Source organism: Brevibacillus sp. FIR094, assembly GCF_050477165.1.
Taxonomy (GTDB): Bacteria; Bacillota; Bacilli; order Brevibacillales; family Brevibacillaceae; genus Brevibacillus.
This window is the reverse complement of sequence record NZ_JBEAES010000007.1, coordinates 200,779-220,826: the sequence shown is the minus strand read 5'-3', so window position 1 is coordinate 220,826 and position 20,048 is coordinate 200,779. Positions and strand designations below refer to the sequence as shown.

Below are 20,048 nucleotides of genomic sequence, written 5' to 3'. Positions count from 1 at the left end.
CAGAGGGTTTATCTGTATCATGCTTAGTGGTCGCCTGTGTTACCTTTGGAAGGGTTGGTAATAACAAAACCTTCTTGTGGCAAGAAGAGGTAATCAATGATGATGCCATCCAGCAATGGCTCATCCTTTTTCACGATCACATCGATCTCTTTGTCTGTCGAGATCACAACATCTTCTTCTGTTGGCTTGTCCAGAGCGAGCCCGTAGTGTGCATGATCACCGTGAGAGTGAGTAATATAAACGCGCAGTTTCAATTCTTTGTCTTCTTCTGCCTCGATGATTGGAGCCAATTGCTTGACAGCGTTACGAGTGATTTTTAGTTTCACAGGTCAAATCCCCTAACTGTATGTAAGTTACCCCTCCATCTTAGCAAGAGGGAAATCAGGATGCAATGTTGAAAGTGTTACGATATGTCTAGAGAATGACAACAGGGTGGAAGGAGAGTCATCTATGAAAATCGATTTGCGCAGCGATACCGTGACGAAACCAACCGAGGAGATGCTTCGGGCAATGGTGGAAGCGGAGGTTGGTGATGATGTTTATAGAGAGGACCCAACTGTCGATCGTTTGGAAACGATCGCGGCTGAAATACTCGACAAGGAAGCTGCCCTTTTCGTAACAAGTGGCACGCAAGGCAATCAGGTCGCTGTTTTGACGCATTGTGTCAACGGAGACGAGGTTATTGCGGAAGCGGATTCGCACATTTTTTACTATGAAGGCGGCGCTATGTCGGCATTGGCTGGTGTACAAACAAGGACGCTGGTTGGAGAACGTGGTGCTCTGCGTGCAGAAGATGTAGAGAGGGCGATTCGGGGCAACAATATCCATTTTCCTCGCACAAAATTGATTTGTCTCGAAAACACACATAATCGCGCTGGCGGGGCGGTAATCTCTGTCGCGCAAATGAAGAGTGTCTATGATACAGCACAAAAACACGGTATTCCCGTTCATTTGGACGGTGCTCGTCTCTTCAATGCGGCTGTGGCCCAAGGTGTTGCAGTCAGTGAGCTATGCGCTTTTACCGATACCGTTCAGCTTTGCTTGTCCAAAGGGCTGAGTGCTCCAGTCGGTTCCATTTTGGCTGGAGATCGTGCGTTTATCGAAGAGGCGAGATGGTGGAGAAAAAAATTAGGAGGCGGGCTGCGTCAGGCAGGGTATTTGGCAGCACCGGGCATCATCGCTCTCACACAGATGACCGAACGATTGGCAGAGGACCATGAACGGGCACAGCAACTGGCAAAAGGCTTGCGCCAGCTATCGCTTCAGGTTGAGCGTGTCGAGACGAATATCGTGCTGGTGAATACAGACTCGATTGGACAATCAGCTGTCGCCTTTTTAGAACGCTTGGAGGAAAAAGGAGTGCTCGCTGTTGATTTTGACGAGTACGTCATTCGCTTTACGACGCATCGACACATTAGCGATCAACATATTGAGACCGTTGTGGAAGCAGTCGAGCAAATATTGGAAACGGTGTAATCGTTTCAAACGCTTGTAGCCAGTCGAAGGGAAGACTGGCTTTTTTTTTGTCTCAACATTGAATTCTAAATAGTTAGACAATTTGTACAAAATAAGAGTCTATACGCGATCTGTTTTTCGCCATACCGTTTGATTTGTTTCGTCCACACTTGCGTTATCATGGTAGTGTGATAAAGCAATAGCGTTTACTGGTGTATGGAATCGAATGGAATCAAGGGGGATGGTCTGAATGAGAAAGAGGATGAGCTTCATTTTGAGCTGCATCTTGCTGCTTCAAGTTTTAGCGGGATGTAGTACAAGCGAAACGGCGGTAACGAACAAACCGAATGATCAGGCATCTCAACCAGTGCAGCCAACAGGAAAAGAGATGGTATTGAATTGGAACGCAGACGGTGGAGAGCCTCCGACAGCAGATCCCGGACTTGCTTCCGATGGCACTTCCTTTGATGTTATTACTGCCTGCTTTGAAGGATTGACTCGCTATGGACCGGATGGGAAAATAGCCAACGCAATTGCTGACAGTTATACGGTATCCGAGGATTTGACGACGTACACGTTCAAATTGAAGTCGAATGCGCTATGGAGCAACGGAGATCCGGTAACCGCTCATGATTTTGAGTTCGCCTGGAAAAGAAACCTCGATCCGAAGACAGTATCCGAATATGCCTACATGCTTTATTTCATTAAAGGAGCAGAGGAATTCAACACAGGGAAAGGATCGCATGAGGACGTAGGAGTCAAAGCGATAGACGATTTTACACTAGAGGTCAAGCTCAATTCACCAGCTCCGTTTTTTTACGAACTGACGGCTTTCCCGACATTGTTTCCCCTACATAAAAAGACCTTGGAGGCTCATCCGAATTGGGCAGCGTCTCCAGACAACTACGTGGGTAACGGCCCATTCAAAATGGAGCTGTGGGAGCATAAAAACAAATTGGTTCTTGTGAAAAACGAGAAGTATCATGACAAAGATACCGTGAAGCTCGACAAAATCGTTTGGAGCATGATTACCGATACCAACACTGCGCAAGCGTTATTTGATTCAGGTGATTTGGATTGGGGAGGGCATCCAACCTACGTGTTGCCCGTCGATGTGATCCCTGCTTTGCAGGATGAAGGAAAAATCGCAATGGCGCCGTATCCGAATACAGTTGCCGTCACTTTTAACACAACGATGCCCCCTTTTACGAATAAAAAGATTCGACAAGCCTTCTCCTATTCGATCCAACGGCAGCCTCTCGTAGATGGAATCGTGCAGACAGGGGTGCCTGCGGCTTTTGCATGGGTTCCGCCCTCTATGCAACTCAGCGGAAATGACTATTTTCAAGAGGATGTAGCCAAAGCCAAACAGTTATTGGCTGAAGGGTTAAAGGAGCAGGGGCTTTCGACGATGCCTGAAGTGACATACACGTATGGATCAGGTGACGATCGTCAGAAAAAGCTGGCTGAAGCTCTTCAGGATCAATGGAAAAGAAGCCTAGGTGTTGATGTGAAAATCAGTGGCTTGGAGGAAAAAGTTTTTTTACAAAACAAGCGCTCCAAAAACTATCAGTTTGCCTACCGAAATTGGGGTGCTGATTTTAACGACCCCATCAATTTCTTGGAAATTTTCAAGGACAAAACAGTGGGGACGAATGACGCTGCTTGGGAAAACGCTAGATACCGAGAGTTAATCGTCCAGAGTTACTTGGAAAAAGACCCGACGAAGCGTATTGCGATCATGCGTGAGGCAGAGACCATCTTAATGGAGGAAATGCCGATTGCTCCCGTGTACTATGGCGCAAGACCGTATATAAAAAATGACAAAGTCAAAGGATTTTTGATCAACCCGTTTGGTGGTAGAGATTTTAAATATACAACGATCGAACAATAAATAAAGACGTAGTAAAGTCTTGCCGTGTCCGGAAAATTGGAGAGCGGCAAGGCTTTTTTTGGTTCCATTCGGTTGACTCACTTGTGTGTAATTCAGACCCGCCAATGAAATACTATAGCTATCCAACATAGGGGAAAAGAGGGATGGAAATGATCTCGGCTAAAGAGCGAGAACGCATTCTCAATCAAATGAAACGGGACGAGAGCAAGATTGTCAACATCGTCTTAAACGACGCCAATCAGGTTGCGGGCGAAATTGAAAAAGCCAACCACCAAGGCATTTTTCTGGTGGATGGCCGGTACTACGGGTACGAGGACATCAAAGAAATCAATGGTTCGTAATGGTTACAGACGGGGAGGAGGGAAGAAGTAGCGCAAAGCGTCAGGCAGCTCTTTTTGCCACAAACCCCAGACGTGATTCCCTGGTTTTTCTCGATAGGACAAGGTTGCTTGTTTGTCCTCAAGAATCTGTTTTGCCTCGCGATTCCATTGCACGAAATCGAAGGTACCCGCACTTGTTTCCACAGCTGTCTCATCGAGGCCAATGACCATCCAGATTCGGAGCCAGGATAGGCTGGACTGATTCAAAAGCGGGTCGAGTGTCGTTTGGAAAAACGCCCCGGACAGCGCGAGTACTTGCGGAAAGAGGCCGGGGTTTTCCAATGCGAGATGCAAAGAAACGGTTCCACCTAAAGAGTCTCCTGCCAGTACACGTGAAGCAGGATCACGGCGTACAGGATAGCGCTCCTCTATGTAAGGAATTAGCTCTTCGGTAAAAAAACGTTGATAGGCTGCGTTTCTTGACCCAGATGGAGAATACTCGCTCGTGCGCTTGTTGCGATCGACTGAGACACCGACGACGATGTATGGTTCAATACCATCTTCCAGAATCAATTGATTGGAGATGGTTGCGATACGCCCCATCGTAAAAAAGTCGTTCCCATCTTGGCAATACACAACAGGGTAAGAAAGAAGCTCATTGTACCCCGGCGGTAGGTATACTTTGACCGAGCGGGGAGTGTCCACGTGGATGCTGGGCACTTCTTCTTTCATTATGGTTCGCTTTACATAGTCAGACATCGATTCACACTCCCTGTTTGCTCAAATGAAAAACTAAGCCTTGAAAAAAACTGATACAGCTTATATAGTAAATGATAACAGAGAGGAAATAAACCCTGTAATATCAATACTGTAACACGTTAAACAGGTATTTTGACTGCAATATAACAGGGTGTTGCAAGCGGCGCTGTAAGCCCTTTCTTGCACCATGCAACTTTCTTCTGGTTTTTATCAGGGCTACTTCCGCCACGAATTGCATTCGTCGCTCATCGAGCAGATGCTCAGATTAGGCGACAAAGGGCAACTCGGGAAAAGGAAGTCCCTTATTCTAGTGACGAGGTGAATGTGATGAGCGTATCCACTGCTGTTGAACAAACAGAGAACAACGCCCCGCTGCAAATTCTTGCCCCGGATGGTACGGTTGTTCGTCCTGACTTGATGCCTAAGCTCTCCGATGATGAATTGCGTGAACTGATGCGTAAAATGGTATTTACCCGTGTATGGGACCAACGCGCGATCAGCTTGAACCGCCAAGGTCGTCTTGGTTTCTATGCACCAGTAGCTGGTCAAGAAGCAAGCATGATCGGTTCCGAGGGTGCTCTTTCTAAAGAAGACTTTGTCCTGCCTAGCTACCGTGATATTCCACAAATGGTATGGCATGGTTACCCTATGCACAAGGCATTCCTGTACTCCCGCGGACACATCGAGGGCGGCAAAATCCCTGAAGGTGTAAACGTATTGATGCCACAAATCATCATCGCGGCTCAATGTACACAAGCAACAGGTGTTGCAATGGGTTACAAGCTGCGCGGTGAAAAGAAAGTTGCGATTAACTACTTTGGTGACGGTGCGACTTCCCAAGGTGACTTCTACGAGGGTATGAACTTTGCAGGGGTATACAAGCTGCCTGTTATCTTCTTCTCCCAAAACAACGGTTATGCGATCTCTCTGCCGTTCGAAAAACAAACGGCTTCTGAAAATATCGCAGTCAAAGCAGTTGCAGCTGGTATTGCTAGCGAACGCGTTGACGGTATGGATATTCTCGCAGTTTACTACGCGGTTCAACAAGCAAAAGAGCGCGGCGTGAATGGCGAAGGTGCGACACTGATCGAAGCAATGACGTACCGTTATGGTCCTCACACCATGGCTGGTGACGACCCAACTCGTTACCGTACAGGTGAAGAGCAAAGCGAGTGGGAACTGCGCGATCCACTGATCCGCTTCCGCAAGTTCCTCGAAGCAAAAGGTCTCTGGAGCGAAAAAGACGAAGAAGCTGTAATCGAAGAAGCGAAAGCAGCTGTTGCGGACGCAATCAAAAAAGCGGACGAAACACCTAAGATGAAAGTTAGCGAACTGATCGATGTAATGTTTGAGACACTGCCGCCTGCACTCGAAGAGCAAAAGGCAGAATTCCTGGCGAAGGAGTCGAAATAAGCCATGGCACAAATGACAATGGTTCAAGCCATTACGGATGCAATGCGCGTAGAGTTGAAGCGCGATGAAACCGTTCTTGTCTTCGGTGAAGACGTAGGTAACAACGGCGGGGTGTTCCGTGCAACAGAAGGTCTGCAAGCGGAGTTCGGCGAGCAGCGCGTATTCGATACACCACTCGCTGAGTCCGGAATCGGCGGTTTGGCTGTTGGTCTTTCCATCAACGGCTTCCGTCCAGTAGCAGAAATTCAGTTCTTCGGTTTCGTATTTGAAACGTTTGATGCTGTAGCATCCCAATCTTCCCGTATGCGCTACCGTTCTGGTGGTCGCTTCTCGAGCCCAATTACATTCCGTTCCCCATTCGGTGGCGGCGTAAAAACGCCTGAGTTGCATGCGGACTCTTTGGAAGGCTTGATGCTGCAAACTCCGGGTCTGAAAGTGGTTATCCCTTCCAACCCGTATGATGCAAAAGGACTGTTGATTTCAGCGATTCGCGATAACGATCCAGTTGTATTCCTCGAGCACATGAAGCTGTACCGTTCCTTCCGTCAAGAAGTTCCAGAAGGCGAGTACACAATTCCACTCGGCAAAGCAAACGTTGTAAAAGAAGGTAGCGATGTTACCATCATCACCTATGGTGCGATGGTGCATACCAGCCTGAAAGCAGCAGAAGAAATCGAGAAAGCGCGTGGAGCAAAAGTAGAAGTAATCGACCTGCGCACCATCAGCCCACTCGATATCGATACCATCGTGGCTTCTGTGAAGAAAACAAATCGTGCAATTGTGGTTCAAGAAGCACAAAAAACGTCTGGTGTTGCGGCAGAAATCATCACGCAAATCAACGAGCGTGCGATCCTGCACCTCGAAGCACCAGTGCTGCGTATTACTGCACCTGATACCGTTTACCCGTTTGCACAAGCAGAAGATGTATGGCTGCCTGACGTAAAACGCGTAGTAGATGGTCTGACTCAAGTCCTCGATTTTTAATTGAGAAATGGACATAATGGCGGAAAAGTTGAAAGCTTTCCGCCTTCTTTTGGGAAATATAGGCTTACTACTATGGCGAAGTGTTATGAAGGAGGAGATACTGTGAGTCGTTTTACATTCAGACTCCCGGAGCTCGGCGAGGGTATCCATGAAGGCGAAATCGTCAAATGGCACGTACAGCCCGGAGATTCCGTAGAAGAAGACCAAGTCATCATGGAAGTACAAAATGACAAGGCGGTTGTAGAAGTACCATCGCCTGTTAAAGGGAAAGTTATCGACCTGAAAGTAACGGAGGGTACGGTCTCTGTAGTCGGCGATCCACTGATCGAGTTTGACGTAGAAGGCGAAATTCCGAACCTGCCAGACCATGGTCATGGCGATTCCCACGCTGCTGAAGCGGCACCAGCGCCTCAAGCTGCAGACAAAATGGAACCAGGCTGCGACATCGGTTCCCAAGTGAGTGCAAATGCGAACCAAGCTCTGGAAACGCCAATGGCACAAGCAACTGGAACTGCAGTAGCAGCACCAATTGACCGCAAGCATGTGTTGGCTACACCTTCTGTTCGTAAATACGCTCGTGAAAAAGGCGTTCAATTGGCTAATGTACCTGGTACAGGCAAATTGGGTCGTATCACACGCGACGACGTAGATCGCTTTGTATCTGGCGGAGCAGCAGCACCAACTGCACAAGCAGTAGCAGCTCCAGTAGCAACTGAGGCACCTGCAGCAGCACCTACAGGTGTAGCACAAGCAGCAGTGGCTCCAACTGTTCACCACGCACCTCAAGCAGGTGAACTTGAAGAGCGCGTTCCGCTGAAAGGTATGCGTAAAGCAATCGCGAAAGCAATGGTGAAATCTGCTTACACAGCACCACACGTAACGATCTTCGACGAAGTGGATGTTACAGCGCTTGTTGCTATGCGTAAAGATGCGAAGCCACTTGCTGAAGAGCGTGGTGTGAAGCTGACTTACTTGCCTATGATCGTGAAAGCAATTGTAGCTGGTCTGAAGAAATTCCCAGAACTCAACGCTTCTATCGACGATGAAAAACAAGAAATTATCTTTAAAAAGTACTACAACATCGGTATCGCTACCTCGACAGAAGACGGCTTGCTCGTTCCAGTTGTGAAATCCGCTGACAGCAAATCCATCTTCCAAATCGCAGGTGAAATCGGCGATCTGGCGAAGAAAGCACGCGACCGCAAAGCGACTGCTGACGAGTTGAAAGGTTCTACTTTCAGCATCACAAACATCGGTTCTGCTGGTGGTATGTTCTTCACGCCTATCATTAACCATCCAGAAGTAGCTATTCTGGGTGTTGGCCGCATTAGCGAAAAACCAGTTGTGAAAAACGGAGAAATCGTGGTTGGTCAAATGTTGCACCTGTCCTTGAGTTTTGACCACCGCTTGGTTGATGGCGAACCTGCACAGCGTTTCGTCAACTACGTGAAGCAGCTCCTGGAAAACCCAACGCTGCTCGTCATGGAGGGATAAGAGACAATGGTAGTAGGTGAATTTACTACAGAAGTAGACGTGCTTGTAATCGGTGCGGGCCCAGGTGGATATGTTGCGGCGATTCGTGCTGCTCAAATGGGCAAAACAGTAGCTGTCGTGGAAAAAGGTGAGCTGGGTGGCGTGTGCCTGAACGTAGGTTGCATTCCTTCCAAAGCAATGATTCACGCTGCACATACGTATGAGCATGCTCAACATACCGAATCCATGGGTATCACCATGGAAAATGTAAAAGTGGATTTTGCCAAAGTACAAGAGTGGAAAAGCGGCATCGTTAAGCAACTGACTGGTGGCGTAGGCTCCCTCTTCAAAGGCAACAAAATCCAGGTAATCCCTGGTGAAGCACTGTTCGTAAGTGAAAATGAAGTACGCGTATTCCACGGTTATGATGTCAACCGTTATCGCTTCCAGCATTGCATCATTGCAACTGGTTCGCGCCCAATCGAGTTGCCTGCATTCCCGTTTGGCAAACGCGTAATGTCTTCTACTGAAGCGCTATCCTTGACTGAACTGCCGAAGAGCCTCGTGGTAATTGGCGGCGGATACATCGGTATCGAGCTTGGTACGGTGTTCGCGAAGTTTGGTACAAAAGTTACGATTTTGGAAGGTTCCGATCAAATCTTGCCAGGATTTGAGCCAGACATGCCACGTTTGGTGGAACGCAAGCTGAAAAAGCTCGACGTTACCATCCATACAAAAGCACTGGCACAAGCAATGGAAGAGACAGAAAACGGCGTTATCGTGACTGCAGAAGTAAAAGGCGAGCAACAAAAAATCGAGGCGGAATACGTACTGGTTACTGTTGGACGTCGTCCAAATACAGATGAACTCGGTATTCGCGATATCGGCATGAACGTGACTGACCGTGGGTTGATTGTAGTCGACAAGCAAGGTCGCACGAGCATTCCTAACGTGTACGCAATCGGGGATATCGTAGCAGGTCCTGCATTGGCTCACAAAGCTTCCTACGAAGGTAAGGTTGCTGCTGAGGCGATTGCTGGCCATCCAGCAGAAGTAGACTACAAGGCGATTCCAGCGGTTGTATTCTGCGATCCAGAAATCGCAAGCGTAGGAATCAATGAGAAAGAAGCAAAAGAAAAAGGCATCGATTACGTTGTAGGTCGTTTCCCATTCGCAGCAAACGGTCGCGCGCTGTCTGTAAATGCAGGCGAAGGCTACGTGAAGCTGATTGCAGAAAAAGAAACGAATCTCGTATTGGGTGCGCAAATCGTTGGTCCAGAAGCATCCAACATCATCGCAGAAATCGGATTGGCGATCGAAATGGGCGCAACACTCGAAGATATCGAGCTGACCATCCACGCACATCCAACACTGGGTGAAGTAACAATGGAAGCTGCTGAATTGGCTCTGGGTCGTCCGATCCACGTCATGAAATAGAAAGTGGGAAAGCCTTGTGCCGGAATTGGGTACAAGGCTTTTTCTTCCACATCTTACCCTTTCCACCTGTTCTTATATAATGTAAAATAGTGGGAGACAACGTTAGGTGGGGGTCTGCAGCATGGAAATTACAAGTAAGATGATTGATGACTTGCGACTAAAGCTAGAGCGCGCAGCAAAAGATGCAGGTTACAATTTTCTTGACCCTGAAATCGTGAGTATCAGCCAACAATTAGATAAATTGATTGTCGCTCATATGCAACATGAAAAACGCCCTTCATGAGGGCGTTTTTGGTTGAGTGGGCACTTCCGAGATAGAATACAGCAAATGAGCATTACAGCCTTTTTTCGTAAGCGTGGGTTCTTGGGCATAATAATAGCTCGGATAAAGAATGAGATGCTGCGCATCGTAGCTTGGGCCATTACTCGGACAGGTAAGCTGATGAGTTTCTGTGTCATAGGCAATTGCGGGAGAAATGGATTGCAGATAGGTGGTAAGGGATTGGATTCCTTGTAAAGAATAATAAATCCGTTCTGCTTCACGCACAAATTTTGGAGCAATCGCCTCCCAATTCGCCTCGAAAAATAACTGCCAATAAGATGAAACGAACAGGCTAAAACGGCCTTTCACATAGTCGGCATCCTCTTCTAAATCGAAGGCAACCACAGGAGTATCGTGATGCGATATCCACTCCTCCAAGATCGGTTTCATGCTACGCACAAAATGATCAGTGGGAAGTGTTACGAAGTACTCATACTGATCATCGACAGCCATCACACCTTTTGTATGTAGGGGGTCAAATGAGTCTGGGATCCCATATCGAAAGAGGGGGACAAAATAACCCCATTCTTTTAAAAGACGGGCTGACTCAAACTGCTCTAACTTTTCTTCGGTCCAATACGCAAATCGCTCGGGAGGTGTCTCTTGGGCGAGTGTATGCAAACTAGCAGCCATCTCGTACAGCGGGGAAACACTATAGCTGATCAAATTGGAAAGAGGGCTATGGTTGCCCGGAAGTGGAATGGTGATCATCTTCACTTAACCTCCATCAAGGATACTAAATTTATCATAGTGCATCCTTGTGGGACAATTCAATCTTTTTCGATGTAAAAAAAAGGAAGGGTAGAGGCACCCAACTGCAATAGAGCCGGGTGCCATTCATTATCCTTCGCGTGTTTGAATGGAGCGAGAATGATTTTGCTGCTTCACTTTTTTAGAGCCAGGCTGGGGTTCGCCAGTCTGTTCCAGCGGTCGAGCTACATTATTGTAAGTTTGATGCGGATTTTCATCAAGAATATGGTCCTTTTCCATAAAATCAACTCCTTCTTTACCTAGTTTGGCGCAAACACATGATGACGAACCATAGGAAATGCTGGTATTCTATAATGAGGTTGTTTTGAACTCGTATGGTGAGGAAGCATGTCCACATTTAGAAGGAATTGATATGTTGTCAAAACTACAGAATGGCACGATACTGTTTATAGAACATAATATTTATTATGTAAACAATAAACGAGCTCTGCTGGTCTGGAAGGAGCGAGAACTATGCCGGTCTTAATCGCCCCCGTATTCAATACAACAACAGCACAGCCCGTTCGGATCGATTTGCCTAATTCGTACACGCTCATATCAGGCGCAAAGAGGCCATATGAGATCGCGTCTCGTTTCTTGCGCAATGAGATGGACGAGAACAAGCGGACCTTTGATTTGCGTGTAGATCCCAGCAGTTTATTTTTAGTTGGGGATCACGAAGAGATGAAAGTAACGGATGAGCGGGTGTGGATTGAAGAAATCGAAAGTAAGCTGAATCTAGCGTCCACAATGGGGACTTGTTCGATTCCTTACATCATCACCGTCAATGGCAATATGTATGGCATTACGTATTTGAAGCGATCGCTTGATGGTGACAAGTACACATTTGATGATGAAGCGGCGGGCATTTTTACTTCATTAGTTGAACAGAAGCTGCCATCCCTTGCTTTTCGTCGCTATGCACTATCGCTGGAGAAGAAAAACTACGAGGATCAGCTGTTGGATCTGTGGATTGCATTGGAATCTTTGTTCGTTCCCGATGGCAAAAAAGGCGAGATTACCTATAAATTGCGTGTCCGAATGGCGTACTATTTTGGAGAAACCGCCTTGCAGCGTGAACGGATTGCACAGTTTGTAAAAAAATCGTACAATCATCGCTCAGAGATTGTGCATAGCGGCAAGCTGTTCGGTGACAAGCTGGCTACAGAAGTCAATATTCTGAGGGCCATGACACGAGCCGCGATTTTGAACATCGCTGGGGAAGGTGTCAACCTTCAGGATATGCGTGTCCGGCTGGACGAATTGGTATTCACGGGCGAATCTTATGTGACACGGTACGCTCCTACTTTTTTTGAAAGAATTTTGTTGTAAGCCTCATAGAGGAAACAGATCAGGAGGAAGAATAGAGTATGAGTGTTTTGATTGTAGAGAATTTGTCCCATGGTTTTGGGGACCGTGTTTTGTTTCGCGATGTGTCTTTCCGTTTGCAACCGAACGACCGTGTAGGACTCGTAGGCGCAAATGGTACTGGAAAATCAACGATGATGGGGATTTTGACAGGCCAAAACTTACCTGATAACGGGCGTATTGAATGGATGCCCAAAATCGAATACGGATATTTGGATCAGCATACCAAGCTGCAAGCTGGCAAAACCATTCGTGACGTACTCAAGGACGCCTTCCTACCACTGTTGGAGCAAGAGGCTGAACTGATGACGATTGGTGAAAAGATGGCCGAGGCAACTCCTGAGGAACTGGAAGAATTGCTGGAGCGCATGGGCGAAATTCAAGACAAGCTGGAAACAAGCGGCTTTTATTTGATCGACGCGAAAGTAGATGAAATCGCCAATGCTTTGGGTTTGAGTGCAATCGGTTTGGAGCGTGACGTTGCATCCCTCTCCGGGGGTCAACGTACCAAGGTTCTTTTGGCAAAATTGCTGCTGGAAAAACCAACTGTTCTTTTGCTGGATGAGCCGACGAACTACTTGGATGAAGAGCATATTGTGTGGCTGAAAAACTACTTGAAGGAATATCCTTATGCCTTCATGCTGATTTCCCATGACACGACCTTTATGAACGAAGTCGTGAATGTGATTTATCACTTGGAATTTACCAAGCTGAATCGTTACACAGGGAACTACGAAGCCTTCCTGGCTCAGTCCGAGACGAAACGCAGCCAGCATTTTGATGCGTTCGAGAAGCAGCAGGAAGAAATTGCGAAAATGGAAGACTTTATTGCGCGCAATAAAGCACGTGCGTCTACTACTGGCCGCGCGAAGAGCCGTCAAAAGCAGCTCGATAAAATGGATCGCATCGACAAGCCGGAAACGGCTGCGAAGCCTTCGTTTATCTTTAAGGAATCCCGGGCGAGTAGCCGTTTTGTCATCGAGGCTGAAAACTTGGAGATCGGATATTCTCATCCATTGCTGCCAAAGCTGAGTGTGAAGCTGGAGCGCGGTGAAAAAGTAGCTATTGTCGGCATGAACGGTGTCGGTAAGTCTACTCTGTTGAAAACGTTGCTGGGTGTGATTCCTCCACTGGATGGAAAGCTGGAGAAAGGCGACTTCCTCCATCCTGCTTACTTCGAGCAAGAAGTGAAGGCGAAGTCAGTTACTGCACTCGATGATGTGTGGAATGATTTCCCTGCCATGAATAACCATGAGGTTCGCGGAGCGCTTGCACGTTGTGGCTTGAAAAACGAGCATATCAACCGGAATATGAATGCACTGTCCGGGGGAGAGCAAGCAAAAGTTCGTCTCTGTAAATTACTGCAGCGCGAAAGCAACTGGCTGGTATTTGACGAGCCGACGAACCACTTGGATGTTGTCGCTAAGGAAGAACTCAAACGCTCCTTGAAGGAGTTCAAAGGGACCGTTCTTCTCGTATGTCACGAACCTGAATTTTATGAGGATTGGGTTACTCAGACGTGGGATGTTGAGAAATGGAGCTTGGAACAGGCAAAAACACCGATTAAATTGTAAAAGCAAAAACAGGCAGTCACCATTGGGTGAGACTGCCTGTTTTTTATGTGAGTGACGCATTTCGCATACGGAGCATGGAAAAGTGCAGACTGCTTTGTAGCAATACATCTCGAAGCGGCAACAGGGAAGGAGTAATTCTCAACTCAATATCCGCTTGGCTAAGACAGTGGACGAGGTCTCCTAATGGCCTTACGTCTAGTGGCGCAACGGTTTCCTTTGACAAATAGTAGCCCGCGCCTTCGTCCCAGCAATAAAAAGATTCTGGTGAGAAGGTATATTCATATAGCTTTGTTTGTGTAAGCACGGGATACCATTTGCTCTCGATAGCCATAACCATGTTAGCGCTCGTCAAACCAAGAAAGCGCTCGACGTCTGCTGACTCGGAATCTGCTTTTTTGTAAAAACAAATTCTCGGGCAATCTCGCGGTAAAAAATACATCGGCGCTCGTGCTTCATCAATCGCCCACACAGTGGGAGCAAGTGTGGGGTGGGAGGGATGGGCGCGAGGCTGAAATATCGTAATAGTCGGATCTTCACTATAATGAAAAAGTCTTTGCATAAATCAGTGACCTCCTCGATCCCCTCTACACTTCCTTAAAAAACAGCCCAGGCATTTGGCAAATAGCGGCCTCGATGATAGGGGGAAGATGTCTTCGTGATAGCTTCACCGTTGTGCAGCATCATGGAGCTGGAACCGCCGTCCATGGCCATTGCGGTAACCACACCGCGCTCAGCTAATACTTCCGCCATGTCGTTCATGCTTGCACCGATCGAATGGCCGGGCTGGCGTCCGTCAATGACAGCAAATACGATCGTTCCGTCTTCTTTTTGTCCAATTGCAGTACGCGGTTGAATGCCCCAGCTCTTGGCAGGCTTTCCTTCAAACATATTTTTCCCGTTTACAATCAACTGCGGACGGAAGCTCACAGCGTCACGCACGCCCATCTTTACGAGTTGTTCAGCTGAGTAGCTGCCTGTAATGAGTTTACCGTCATAGGTAAGCCCTAACGCGGTTTCTCCGCTTCTCGGATTGTAACCCTGCAAAATCTTCCCGTCGTGGATGACAACACCGTAGGCACGCGCTCCTTTGCCGTATCCGTCTGGATCAGCGAATCCGCTCGCATTGACGATCCCGATGGCTCCTGTTTTCTTTACAAACTCATCGAGCAAATCTCCACGGTCCTTGCGATTCGTGACGACGAGCCGTACTCTGCTTGGATCGCTAATGTACATGATTTTTCCTTTAAAGTAATAACTGCCTTTCGAGACGTCAATTTCCTCAATCTCGATTAGCTCCTTTGGTTTCTCCGGAAGTGTGACGGTTACCAGATTCGATTTCGGCGGAACAGGTGGTCCTGCCGTGCCTGTGCCTTCGGAATTGATAACGGTCGGATGTGTAATTTGCTGTTTTAGTTCTTGCAGCTTTTCATCAGGTAAAAAGGTATAGGGGGCCCAGTAATCATGCTGTGTTGTCAGCAAAGTACCTGCCGCCCACTCACGTAATTCTTCTCCGTTTTTCGTTCCAAATAAAAAAATAATTCCTAGTAGAGCTAAAGTTGTACAGGTTAAGGCAGTCCCGAGCATCCATTTCTTAACCCAACGCCATGGTCTCTTGCGCTTGGCTCGCTTGTGTGTGCGAGAGCGCGATAACGTCTCCATTCCATATTCACATCCATTTGACAAATTGTTCGAGGGCTATCATTCCTATATGAAGAGACGCATGACCGGGAAAAAGGTTTCAGGAAAATAATATGTGATCACCCTGGTCAAAATAAAGGACAGGAGGTGATAGGTGTGCGTGACTATGATGAGGCGTTTCAAAAGGAAGTAGAGGAGTACATGGAAAGTCCAAAAGGGACACGTAACCAAACCACCAGCCGGGATCGTCAAGACCAGGGTGAGAAGCAGGAAACCCGTATCGATTCCAATAACGGGTAGAAGGAAGTCAGGCGAAGTCCATTTCGGATTTCGCCTGTTTTTCTCTATCTCTGACCGGCTTTACCTCACGAGGACTGGCTTACCTCTGTTTTCTACCTGCAAAGTGTGGTAAGCTTACCCAATGCACGAATTTATGCCAGGAGGGTTTTTGTGAGCACCACGTTTGCAGATTTACAAATTAGCGCACCGCTGTTGACTATATTGCGAGAGCGAAAAATGGAAACACCGACACCTGTTCAGAGTGAAGCCATCCCGTTGATTATGGCTGGTCGAGATGCCTTAATTGAATCACCGACTGGGACAGGCAAGACGTTTGCTTATCTATTGCCGATTTTATCGAAAATCAATATGGAGCAAAAAGATGTACAGGCCATTGTACTCGCACCGACCCATGAGCTGGTTGTTCAGATTGCGCGGGAAGCAGAAAGCCTTCTGCCAGGGAAGGACACGGCCGTAATGTCCATTATTGGCGGAGTCGATGTGAAACGCCAAATCGAGAAACTAAAAAAGAAGCCTGTATTGATCGTAGCAACACCAGGAAGACTGCTGGAGCTGATTGAGCAGCGCAAGCTAAAGGTCCATGAAGTGAAGACAGTAGTTGTCGACGAGGCAGACCGGATGCTGGATGCGGGCTTTGGCAAGCCAGTTCAAGAGGTCATGAAAAAAACACTGCGTGATACACAACGCCTGTTATTCTCAGCGACAATCGCAGAGGAAGTCGTACATACGGCTGAAATTTTCACAAAAGATGCTACCGTTATTCGCGCAGCAGCACCAGAAGGCGCTGCTGGAGTAGCACACATGTATTTGGTCACTGACCCACGCAAAAAGGTGGACACGCTCCGTCGTTTGCTGCGCCTCGTCAATGTTCGCTCTTCGATTGTTTTTGTCAATCAAATCGAAAAAGTGGACGAGATTGTATCGAAGCTCAACTACCACCATTTACCGTGCAGATTTCTGCATCGTGATGCTTCAAAAGAAGAGCGTGCCCGCACCCTGCAACAATTCCGGGATGGAGCATTCCCCGTGTTGATTACAACAGATGTATCGGCACGTGGTATTGATATTCCAGGTGTGGAATGTATTGTTCATTACGATCCTGCATCGGACGCTGACACGTACATTCATCGCAGTGGCCGAACTGGGCGTATGGGGCGTGCCGGACTGGTATTTTCGATCATTACGACACAGGAACGTTTTATCATCGAAAAATTTTCCAAGCAAACAGGCTTGCCTATTGCTGAAAAATTCATGACGCACGGAGCGCTGGAAGATCCGCGTCCAGTACGAAAGCCTGCGCCAGTACAAAAGTCAGGAGCTCCAGCCAAAAATACGAGCCCTGCAAAACGGAATCAAAATCGTGCACATAAGAAGGGCGGCTTTGGAACAAAGTAGGACAAGAAGTACACAACTTGTCTACAGGAGGTTTCCATGCGCAAAGATCGCTTATATGAAGAGGATTTGCTGGTAAATGGCACAGTTGGTGGAGAAGTTTTGACGAAACACGAACGACAAGTGCTGCGCCAGGAAGCAGGGGAACTGAAGGAAAAGATGGAACAGACGAAACAAGAGCCGATTGCAGAATGAATGAAGAAGAAGAGCAGGGAGAATCCGTGAAGTTTACGGATACCCTGCTCTTTTTTCTTGGTAGTGGATTAAATATCGGTCCAACTCTTTAAGCCAATCATGTACGCTTTCATAAGGGGCGTCCATTTGTAACAAACGGCGAATCATCATGCGAATGGAAGGGGATATCGAGAGTTCCTCTTCCCAGCTTTTTTCAGGTGCGTCCGGTTCCGATTCGTATCCGGAATAGAGCAAGAATAAAAAGAAATGCCCCAATGCGTACAGATCACTGGAAGGAGCCACTTCTCGCTTCAGTTGTTTTTCAGATGGGTAGGCGGAAAGGGTATCAGCTGTGTAAGTCGGGCGATCACCAACAAACCGAGCGAGGCCAAAATCGATCAGGTACGGCTTGTCCCCATTCCAGATGACGTTGGGGATGCGTACGTCACGGTGAATCACATTTTGCTCATGGAGGTAAGCCACGAGTTCCCCGATTTGGCGGATCCATTCGGCGCATTTTTGCTCATCAGCCACGATGTTTTGATCAAACAACATGTCTTCGAGTGTCGGGCCCGCAATATAAGTCATGACCATAAACGAGTCTTGCCGATACGTGAAGGAATCCAGACAGCGAGGGATTTGAGGATGCGAGAGGGACATCAGCACCTTTTTTTCATACGCTTGCATGGCTTCTCCTTTTGGAGTGTGCCGCAGGCTTGGCTTCACTTGTTTCAGCACGACCTGATTACCTGTAGAGTTGTGCGTGGCGAGATAAGCGATCCCGTAGCTTCCCATCCCTAACACTTTTGTTATTTCATACTGACCTGCTAGGTGGCCGGGCTGATACGGTTTATCGCGTATCGTTTCGTTCCACCATGACTTCATACGAGTCCACATTGTGTGATTTTCCCCTCCTCCCTTCATCTTATCATGATTTGAAAAAGCTGACCTTTTTTTCAATAGGTTTGCTATAATCAGTTCGTTACATGTAGACAGGAGCGAAGGGTATGAATTTTACAATTGACTGGTTATCCTTTTATCTAATGGAACAGCCTGAAGAAGAGGATGGCATTAAACAAGTGCGGATGACGCGCTATTTGAGTCATGATGAATATCACAGAAGCGAGTTGAAAGATTTTCTCGATGGGGAATTCGCCCGGATTGCGAAAAGAAAAGTCGAGATGAATCCGAAGACAGAAGGCACGCCGACAAAGCTGGGTCAATTTGTGCTTGAGCCTGGACATCCCTTGGACTCGAACCCCAACTATGCCCTCTTGAATCGATTGTTGGCTGCGGAAACGACAGGGGAGAGCAGAGAGCCCTGTCAGGAGCTGATTCAGTCATATTTGCGAACCTCTCAGGTGAGAGGCGGAGTCATGATTGTGGTACGGACGAGGTTAGAGCTGATTGACGAGCGCTATGTCTTTATTTTAAAATGCGATTTCGAACAAAAAACAGCGGTCATCACAGATGAGAAGAGCCTCATATCGAATGTACGCATGGCGATTAATGCCAAAAACATGAAATCGCTCATGTATCCGTACATGATCGAATCGGGGATGAATGACCCGTATCACGTGAAAATTCATCAGTTCTCCCACGCGCGGTATTTTGAGGAATTTTTGCGCTTTGTCGAGTATCCACAGACGATGACACAGATCGTCTCTGAAGAAGTTATTTCATTGGCGAGACAGCACATCGAATATACGTACCCCGAAGAGTCCGAAGAGCGGGTACGGGAAGAGGAAGCAATCGAACTCATTGCCGCAAGTCCTAAGCGGGAGCTCGCAGAAAAATGGGAGCATGAGACCGTGATGGAAGCAATGCAAATCATTACAGATCGCCAACCTGAGGTCGAGCTGAAGTTCAAGCTGGATCATATGCAGATCCGCACGTTATTGGCCGATTACGGCACTAGTCTGCATATCGCCAAAGTGAATGGGCGATATTTGGTGTTATTAGAGGGCGAGCAGCTACAGTTCGAACGTGGTATGTCCCCTGTTGAGTTTTTAAAGCCAAAGGCATTGACGGACATCGTGAAAGAAATCGAAGAGAGAAGCCAGAATGTTGCCTATACCCCGGTGAGCACGCCTACAGAGGACGATGATAATCCACCTTGGTAATAAACAAAGGGAAGGGAGTGATGGAGTTGGATCGACAACTAAGAGTAAGCGGCCAAGAGCATCACATCTATCCAGTTTTGCGTCATGCCTCTATGATCAACAAGTACCCGGAGCGGTGGGTGGTGAAGGAGCATACAGCTGATACGTTCGTACTGTACGCACTAGATCAAGGCGAAGGCTACGCATTGATTGAGAAGCGGATGCTGCAGGAAGCAGGCTGGACGAGCGAGCAGCTTCATTCATACGCGATGGAAAACTTGCGAAAGCTCCCCTTTTCAGTGAAGTCACAAGAGGTAGGGGGTCAGCGCATCCATTTTATTAGTCCGACAGATGGATATGCGGCAAGCCGAATTTTGCTTGATTCATTTCTGGCGGAGCTGGATCAGAAGAAGCAAGGAGACTCGCTTGGTGTCGCGATTCCGCATCAGGATGTTCTGATCGTGGCGGATATGACAGGAGAAGCCGGGGCCCATCTGTTAGCCCGTCTCACCTATGATTTTGCATCGAAAGGGCAAGTGCCAATCTCTGTCTTGCCTTTTTACTGGGAGGAAGGGGAACTGACCCCATTTCTCGTGGTGACACACGACTCAGGTACGAAAATTGAAAGAAAGTAGAGCAAGCGCGGGGATAGATTCCTCGCGTTTTCTATACCGCCGGAAAATAGGAGGAAAC

At 47.6% G+C, this 20,048-nt stretch carries 22 protein-coding genes; 15 read left to right on the top strand and 7 right to left on the bottom strand.

Annotated features, from left to right (window positions below):
• Positions 1 to 23: 23 nt before the first annotated feature.
• Positions 24 to 326, bottom strand: a complete 303-nt coding sequence (locus ACQ5DJ_RS08160) for a HesB/IscA family protein (RefSeq protein WP_429841995.1) — start codon at positions 324 to 326, stop codon at positions 24 to 26.
• Between the two features lie 124 nt (positions 327 to 450).
• On the opposite strand from ACQ5DJ_RS08160, the gene ltaE reads away from it, so the two are divergent.
• From ltaE to ACQ5DJ_RS08145, 3 genes are all read left to right on the top strand, one after another.
• The gene (gene ltaE, locus ACQ5DJ_RS08155) at positions 451 to 1,476 is read left to right on the top strand and encodes a low-specificity L-threonine aldolase (RefSeq protein WP_429841994.1); all 1,026 of its coding nucleotides are present in this window, start codon (positions 451 to 453) and stop codon (positions 1,474 to 1,476) included.
• Between the two features lie 229 nt (positions 1,477 to 1,705).
• Positions 1,706 to 3,349, top strand: a complete 1,644-nt coding sequence (locus ACQ5DJ_RS08150; protein WP_429841993.1) for a peptide ABC transporter substrate-binding protein — start codon at positions 1,706 to 1,708, stop codon at positions 3,347 to 3,349.
• Between the two features lie 143 nt (positions 3,350 to 3,492).
• Entirely contained in the window at positions 3,493 to 3,690 is a 198-nt protein-coding gene (locus ACQ5DJ_RS08145; RefSeq protein ID WP_376899127.1) for a hypothetical protein, read from the top strand.
• A 3-nt stretch (positions 3,691 to 3,693) separates the two neighbouring features.
• On the opposite strand, the gene ACQ5DJ_RS08140 is transcribed toward ACQ5DJ_RS08145, so the two are convergent.
• Positions 3,694 to 4,428, bottom strand: coding sequence for an alpha/beta hydrolase (locus ACQ5DJ_RS08140; RefSeq protein ID WP_429841992.1), 735 nt, complete (start codon positions 4,426 to 4,428; stop codon positions 3,694 to 3,696).
• Between the two features lie 327 nt (positions 4,429 to 4,755).
• Here ACQ5DJ_RS08140 and pdhA point away from each other — a divergent pair, with 327 nt between their 5' ends.
• The 5 genes from pdhA to ACQ5DJ_RS08115 all read left to right on the top strand — a co-directional run bounded on the left by pdhA (position 4,756) and on the right by ACQ5DJ_RS08115 (position 10,018).
• A complete protein-coding gene (pdhA, locus tag ACQ5DJ_RS08135; RefSeq protein WP_069844732.1) occupies positions 4,756 to 5,841 on the top strand; it encodes a pyruvate dehydrogenase (acetyl-transferring) E1 component subunit alpha in 1,086 nt (361 codons plus the stop codon).
• Positions 5,842 to 5,844: 3 nt separating this feature from the next.
• Complete coding sequence (locus ACQ5DJ_RS08130; RefSeq protein WP_015891587.1) at positions 5,845 to 6,825, top strand: alpha-ketoacid dehydrogenase subunit beta; 981 nt, start codon at positions 5,845 to 5,847, stop codon at positions 6,823 to 6,825.
• 102 nt (positions 6,826 to 6,927) lie between these two features.
• Positions 6,928 to 8,319: a dihydrolipoamide acetyltransferase family protein gene (locus ACQ5DJ_RS08125; RefSeq protein ID WP_429841991.1), complete on the top strand. Its 1,392-nt coding sequence runs from the start codon at positions 6,928 to 6,930 to the stop codon at positions 8,317 to 8,319.
• A gap of 6 nt (positions 8,320 to 8,325) precedes the next feature.
• Positions 8,326 to 9,735, top strand: a complete 1,410-nt coding sequence (lpdA, locus tag ACQ5DJ_RS08120; RefSeq protein ID WP_429841990.1) for a dihydrolipoyl dehydrogenase — start codon at positions 8,326 to 8,328, stop codon at positions 9,733 to 9,735.
• Positions 9,736 to 9,856: 121 nt separating this feature from the next.
• Positions 9,857 to 10,018, top strand: coding sequence for an aspartyl-phosphate phosphatase Spo0E family protein (locus tag ACQ5DJ_RS08115; protein WP_137028553.1), 162 nt, complete (start codon positions 9,857 to 9,859; stop codon positions 10,016 to 10,018).
• Here the strand turns inward: ACQ5DJ_RS08115 and ACQ5DJ_RS08110 are convergent.
• Both ACQ5DJ_RS08110 and ACQ5DJ_RS08105 read right to left on the bottom strand, forming a co-directional pair.
• Positions 10,013 to 10,768: a hypothetical protein gene (locus tag ACQ5DJ_RS08110; protein WP_429841989.1), complete on the bottom strand. Its 756-nt coding sequence runs from the start codon at positions 10,766 to 10,768 to the stop codon at positions 10,013 to 10,015. The genes ACQ5DJ_RS08115 and ACQ5DJ_RS08110 overlap by 6 nt on opposite strands.
• Before the next feature lie 129 nt (positions 10,769 to 10,897).
• Positions 10,898 to 11,047: a hypothetical protein gene (locus ACQ5DJ_RS08105; RefSeq protein ID WP_015891582.1), complete on the bottom strand. Its 150-nt coding sequence runs from the start codon at positions 11,045 to 11,047 to the stop codon at positions 10,898 to 10,900.
• 234 nt (positions 11,048 to 11,281) lie between these two features.
• Here ACQ5DJ_RS08105 and ACQ5DJ_RS08100 point away from each other — a divergent pair, with 234 nt between their 5' ends.
• Positions 11,282 to 12,139 (top strand): hypothetical protein, encoded by an 858-nt coding sequence (locus ACQ5DJ_RS08100; protein WP_429841988.1) that lies wholly within the window; start codon positions 11,282 to 11,284, stop codon positions 12,137 to 12,139.
• A gap of 38 nt (positions 12,140 to 12,177) precedes the next feature.
• Complete coding sequence (locus tag ACQ5DJ_RS08095) at positions 12,178 to 13,749, top strand: ABC-F family ATP-binding cassette domain-containing protein (RefSeq protein ID WP_429841987.1); 1,572 nt, start codon at positions 12,178 to 12,180, stop codon at positions 13,747 to 13,749.
• A 43-nt stretch (positions 13,750 to 13,792) separates the two neighbouring features.
• Here ACQ5DJ_RS08095 and ACQ5DJ_RS08090 read toward each other — a convergent pair whose 3' ends face one another.
• Together ACQ5DJ_RS08090 and ACQ5DJ_RS08085 are read right to left on the bottom strand one after the other, a co-directional pair.
• Positions 13,793 to 14,308 (bottom strand): DUF6886 family protein, encoded by a 516-nt coding sequence (locus ACQ5DJ_RS08090; protein WP_429841986.1) that lies wholly within the window; start codon positions 14,306 to 14,308, stop codon positions 13,793 to 13,795.
• Positions 14,309 to 14,343: 35 nt separating this feature from the next.
• Complete coding sequence (locus tag ACQ5DJ_RS08085) at positions 14,344 to 15,408, bottom strand: phosphodiester glycosidase family protein (protein WP_429841985.1); 1,065 nt, start codon at positions 15,406 to 15,408, stop codon at positions 14,344 to 14,346.
• A gap of 135 nt (positions 15,409 to 15,543) precedes the next feature.
• Here ACQ5DJ_RS08085 and ACQ5DJ_RS08080 point away from each other — a divergent pair, with 135 nt between their 5' ends.
• The 3 genes from ACQ5DJ_RS08080 (at position 15,544) to ACQ5DJ_RS08070 (ending at position 17,274) form a co-directional block, all read left to right on the top strand.
• Positions 15,544 to 15,687 (top strand): hypothetical protein, encoded by a 144-nt coding sequence (locus ACQ5DJ_RS08080; RefSeq protein ID WP_007718864.1) that lies wholly within the window; start codon positions 15,544 to 15,546, stop codon positions 15,685 to 15,687.
• Between the two features lie 150 nt (positions 15,688 to 15,837).
• Positions 15,838 to 17,082: a DEAD/DEAH box helicase gene (locus tag ACQ5DJ_RS08075; RefSeq protein ID WP_429841984.1), complete on the top strand. Its 1,245-nt coding sequence runs from the start codon at positions 15,838 to 15,840 to the stop codon at positions 17,080 to 17,082.
• 36 nt (positions 17,083 to 17,118) lie between these two features.
• Positions 17,119 to 17,274 (top strand): hypothetical protein, encoded by a 156-nt coding sequence (locus tag ACQ5DJ_RS08070; RefSeq protein ID WP_429841983.1) that lies wholly within the window; start codon positions 17,119 to 17,121, stop codon positions 17,272 to 17,274.
• 33 nt (positions 17,275 to 17,307) lie between these two features.
• Here the strand turns inward: ACQ5DJ_RS08070 and ACQ5DJ_RS08065 are convergent, their stop codons facing one another.
• A complete protein-coding gene (locus ACQ5DJ_RS08065) occupies positions 17,308 to 18,150 on the bottom strand; it encodes a serine/threonine protein kinase (protein ID WP_429841982.1) in 843 nt (280 codons plus the stop codon).
• Between the two features lie 110 nt (positions 18,151 to 18,260).
• Between ACQ5DJ_RS08065 and ACQ5DJ_RS08060 the strand changes: the two genes are divergently transcribed.
• Together ACQ5DJ_RS08060 and ACQ5DJ_RS08055 are read left to right on the top strand one after the other, a co-directional pair.
• Complete coding sequence (locus ACQ5DJ_RS08060; RefSeq protein ID WP_429841981.1) at positions 18,261 to 19,376, top strand: DUF3900 domain-containing protein; 1,116 nt, start codon at positions 18,261 to 18,263, stop codon at positions 19,374 to 19,376.
• 20 nt (positions 19,377 to 19,396) lie between these two features.
• Positions 19,397 to 19,990: a DUF1444 family protein gene (locus tag ACQ5DJ_RS08055; RefSeq protein WP_429841980.1), complete on the top strand. Its 594-nt coding sequence runs from the start codon at positions 19,397 to 19,399 to the stop codon at positions 19,988 to 19,990.
• The last annotated feature ends 58 nt before the right edge of the window (positions 19,991 to 20,048 follow it).

Coding starts and splice junctions, on each gene's coding strand:
- ACQ5DJ_RS08060 (WP_429841981.1), top strand. CDS start 18,261: ATGAATTTTACAATTGACTGGTTATCCTTTTATCTAATGGAACAGCCT.
- ACQ5DJ_RS08090 (WP_429841986.1), bottom strand. CDS start 14,308: ATGCAAAGACTTTTTCATTATAGTGAAGATCCGACTATTACGATATTT.
- lpdA (WP_429841990.1), top strand. CDS start 8,326: ATGGTAGTAGGTGAATTTACTACAGAAGTAGACGTGCTTGTAATCGGT.
- ACQ5DJ_RS08150 (WP_429841993.1), top strand. CDS start 1,706: ATGAGAAAGAGGATGAGCTTCATTTTGAGCTGCATCTTGCTGCTTCAA.
- ACQ5DJ_RS08130 (WP_015891587.1), top strand. CDS start 5,845: ATGGCACAAATGACAATGGTTCAAGCCATTACGGATGCAATGCGCGTA.
- ACQ5DJ_RS08095 (WP_429841987.1), top strand. CDS start 12,178: ATGAGTGTTTTGATTGTAGAGAATTTGTCCCATGGTTTTGGGGACCGT.
- ACQ5DJ_RS08070 (WP_429841983.1), top strand. CDS start 17,119: ATGCGCAAAGATCGCTTATATGAAGAGGATTTGCTGGTAAATGGCACA.
- ACQ5DJ_RS08085 (WP_429841985.1), bottom strand. CDS start 15,408: ATGGAGACGTTATCGCGCTCTCGCACACACAAGCGAGCCAAGCGCAAG.
- ltaE (WP_429841994.1), top strand. CDS start 451: ATGAAAATCGATTTGCGCAGCGATACCGTGACGAAACCAACCGAGGAG.
- ACQ5DJ_RS08140 (WP_429841992.1), bottom strand. CDS start 4,428: ATGTCTGACTATGTAAAGCGAACCATAATGAAAGAAGAAGTGCCCAGC.
- ACQ5DJ_RS08115 (WP_137028553.1), top strand. CDS start 9,857: ATGGAAATTACAAGTAAGATGATTGATGACTTGCGACTAAAGCTAGAG.
- ACQ5DJ_RS08110 (WP_429841989.1), bottom strand. CDS start 10,768: ATGATCACCATTCCACTTCCGGGCAACCATAGCCCTCTTTCCAATTTG.
- ACQ5DJ_RS08145 (WP_376899127.1), top strand. CDS start 3,493: ATGGAAATGATCTCGGCTAAAGAGCGAGAACGCATTCTCAATCAAATG.
- pdhA (WP_069844732.1), top strand. CDS start 4,756: ATGAGCGTATCCACTGCTGTTGAACAAACAGAGAACAACGCCCCGCTG.
- ACQ5DJ_RS08100 (WP_429841988.1), top strand. CDS start 11,282: ATGCCGGTCTTAATCGCCCCCGTATTCAATACAACAACAGCACAGCCC.
- ACQ5DJ_RS08055 (WP_429841980.1), top strand. CDS start 19,397: ATGGAGTTGGATCGACAACTAAGAGTAAGCGGCCAAGAGCATCACATC.
- ACQ5DJ_RS08105 (WP_015891582.1), bottom strand. CDS start 11,047: ATGGAAAAGGACCATATTCTTGATGAAAATCCGCATCAAACTTACAAT.
- ACQ5DJ_RS08065 (WP_429841982.1), bottom strand. CDS start 18,150: ATGTGGACTCGTATGAAGTCATGGTGGAACGAAACGATACGCGATAAA.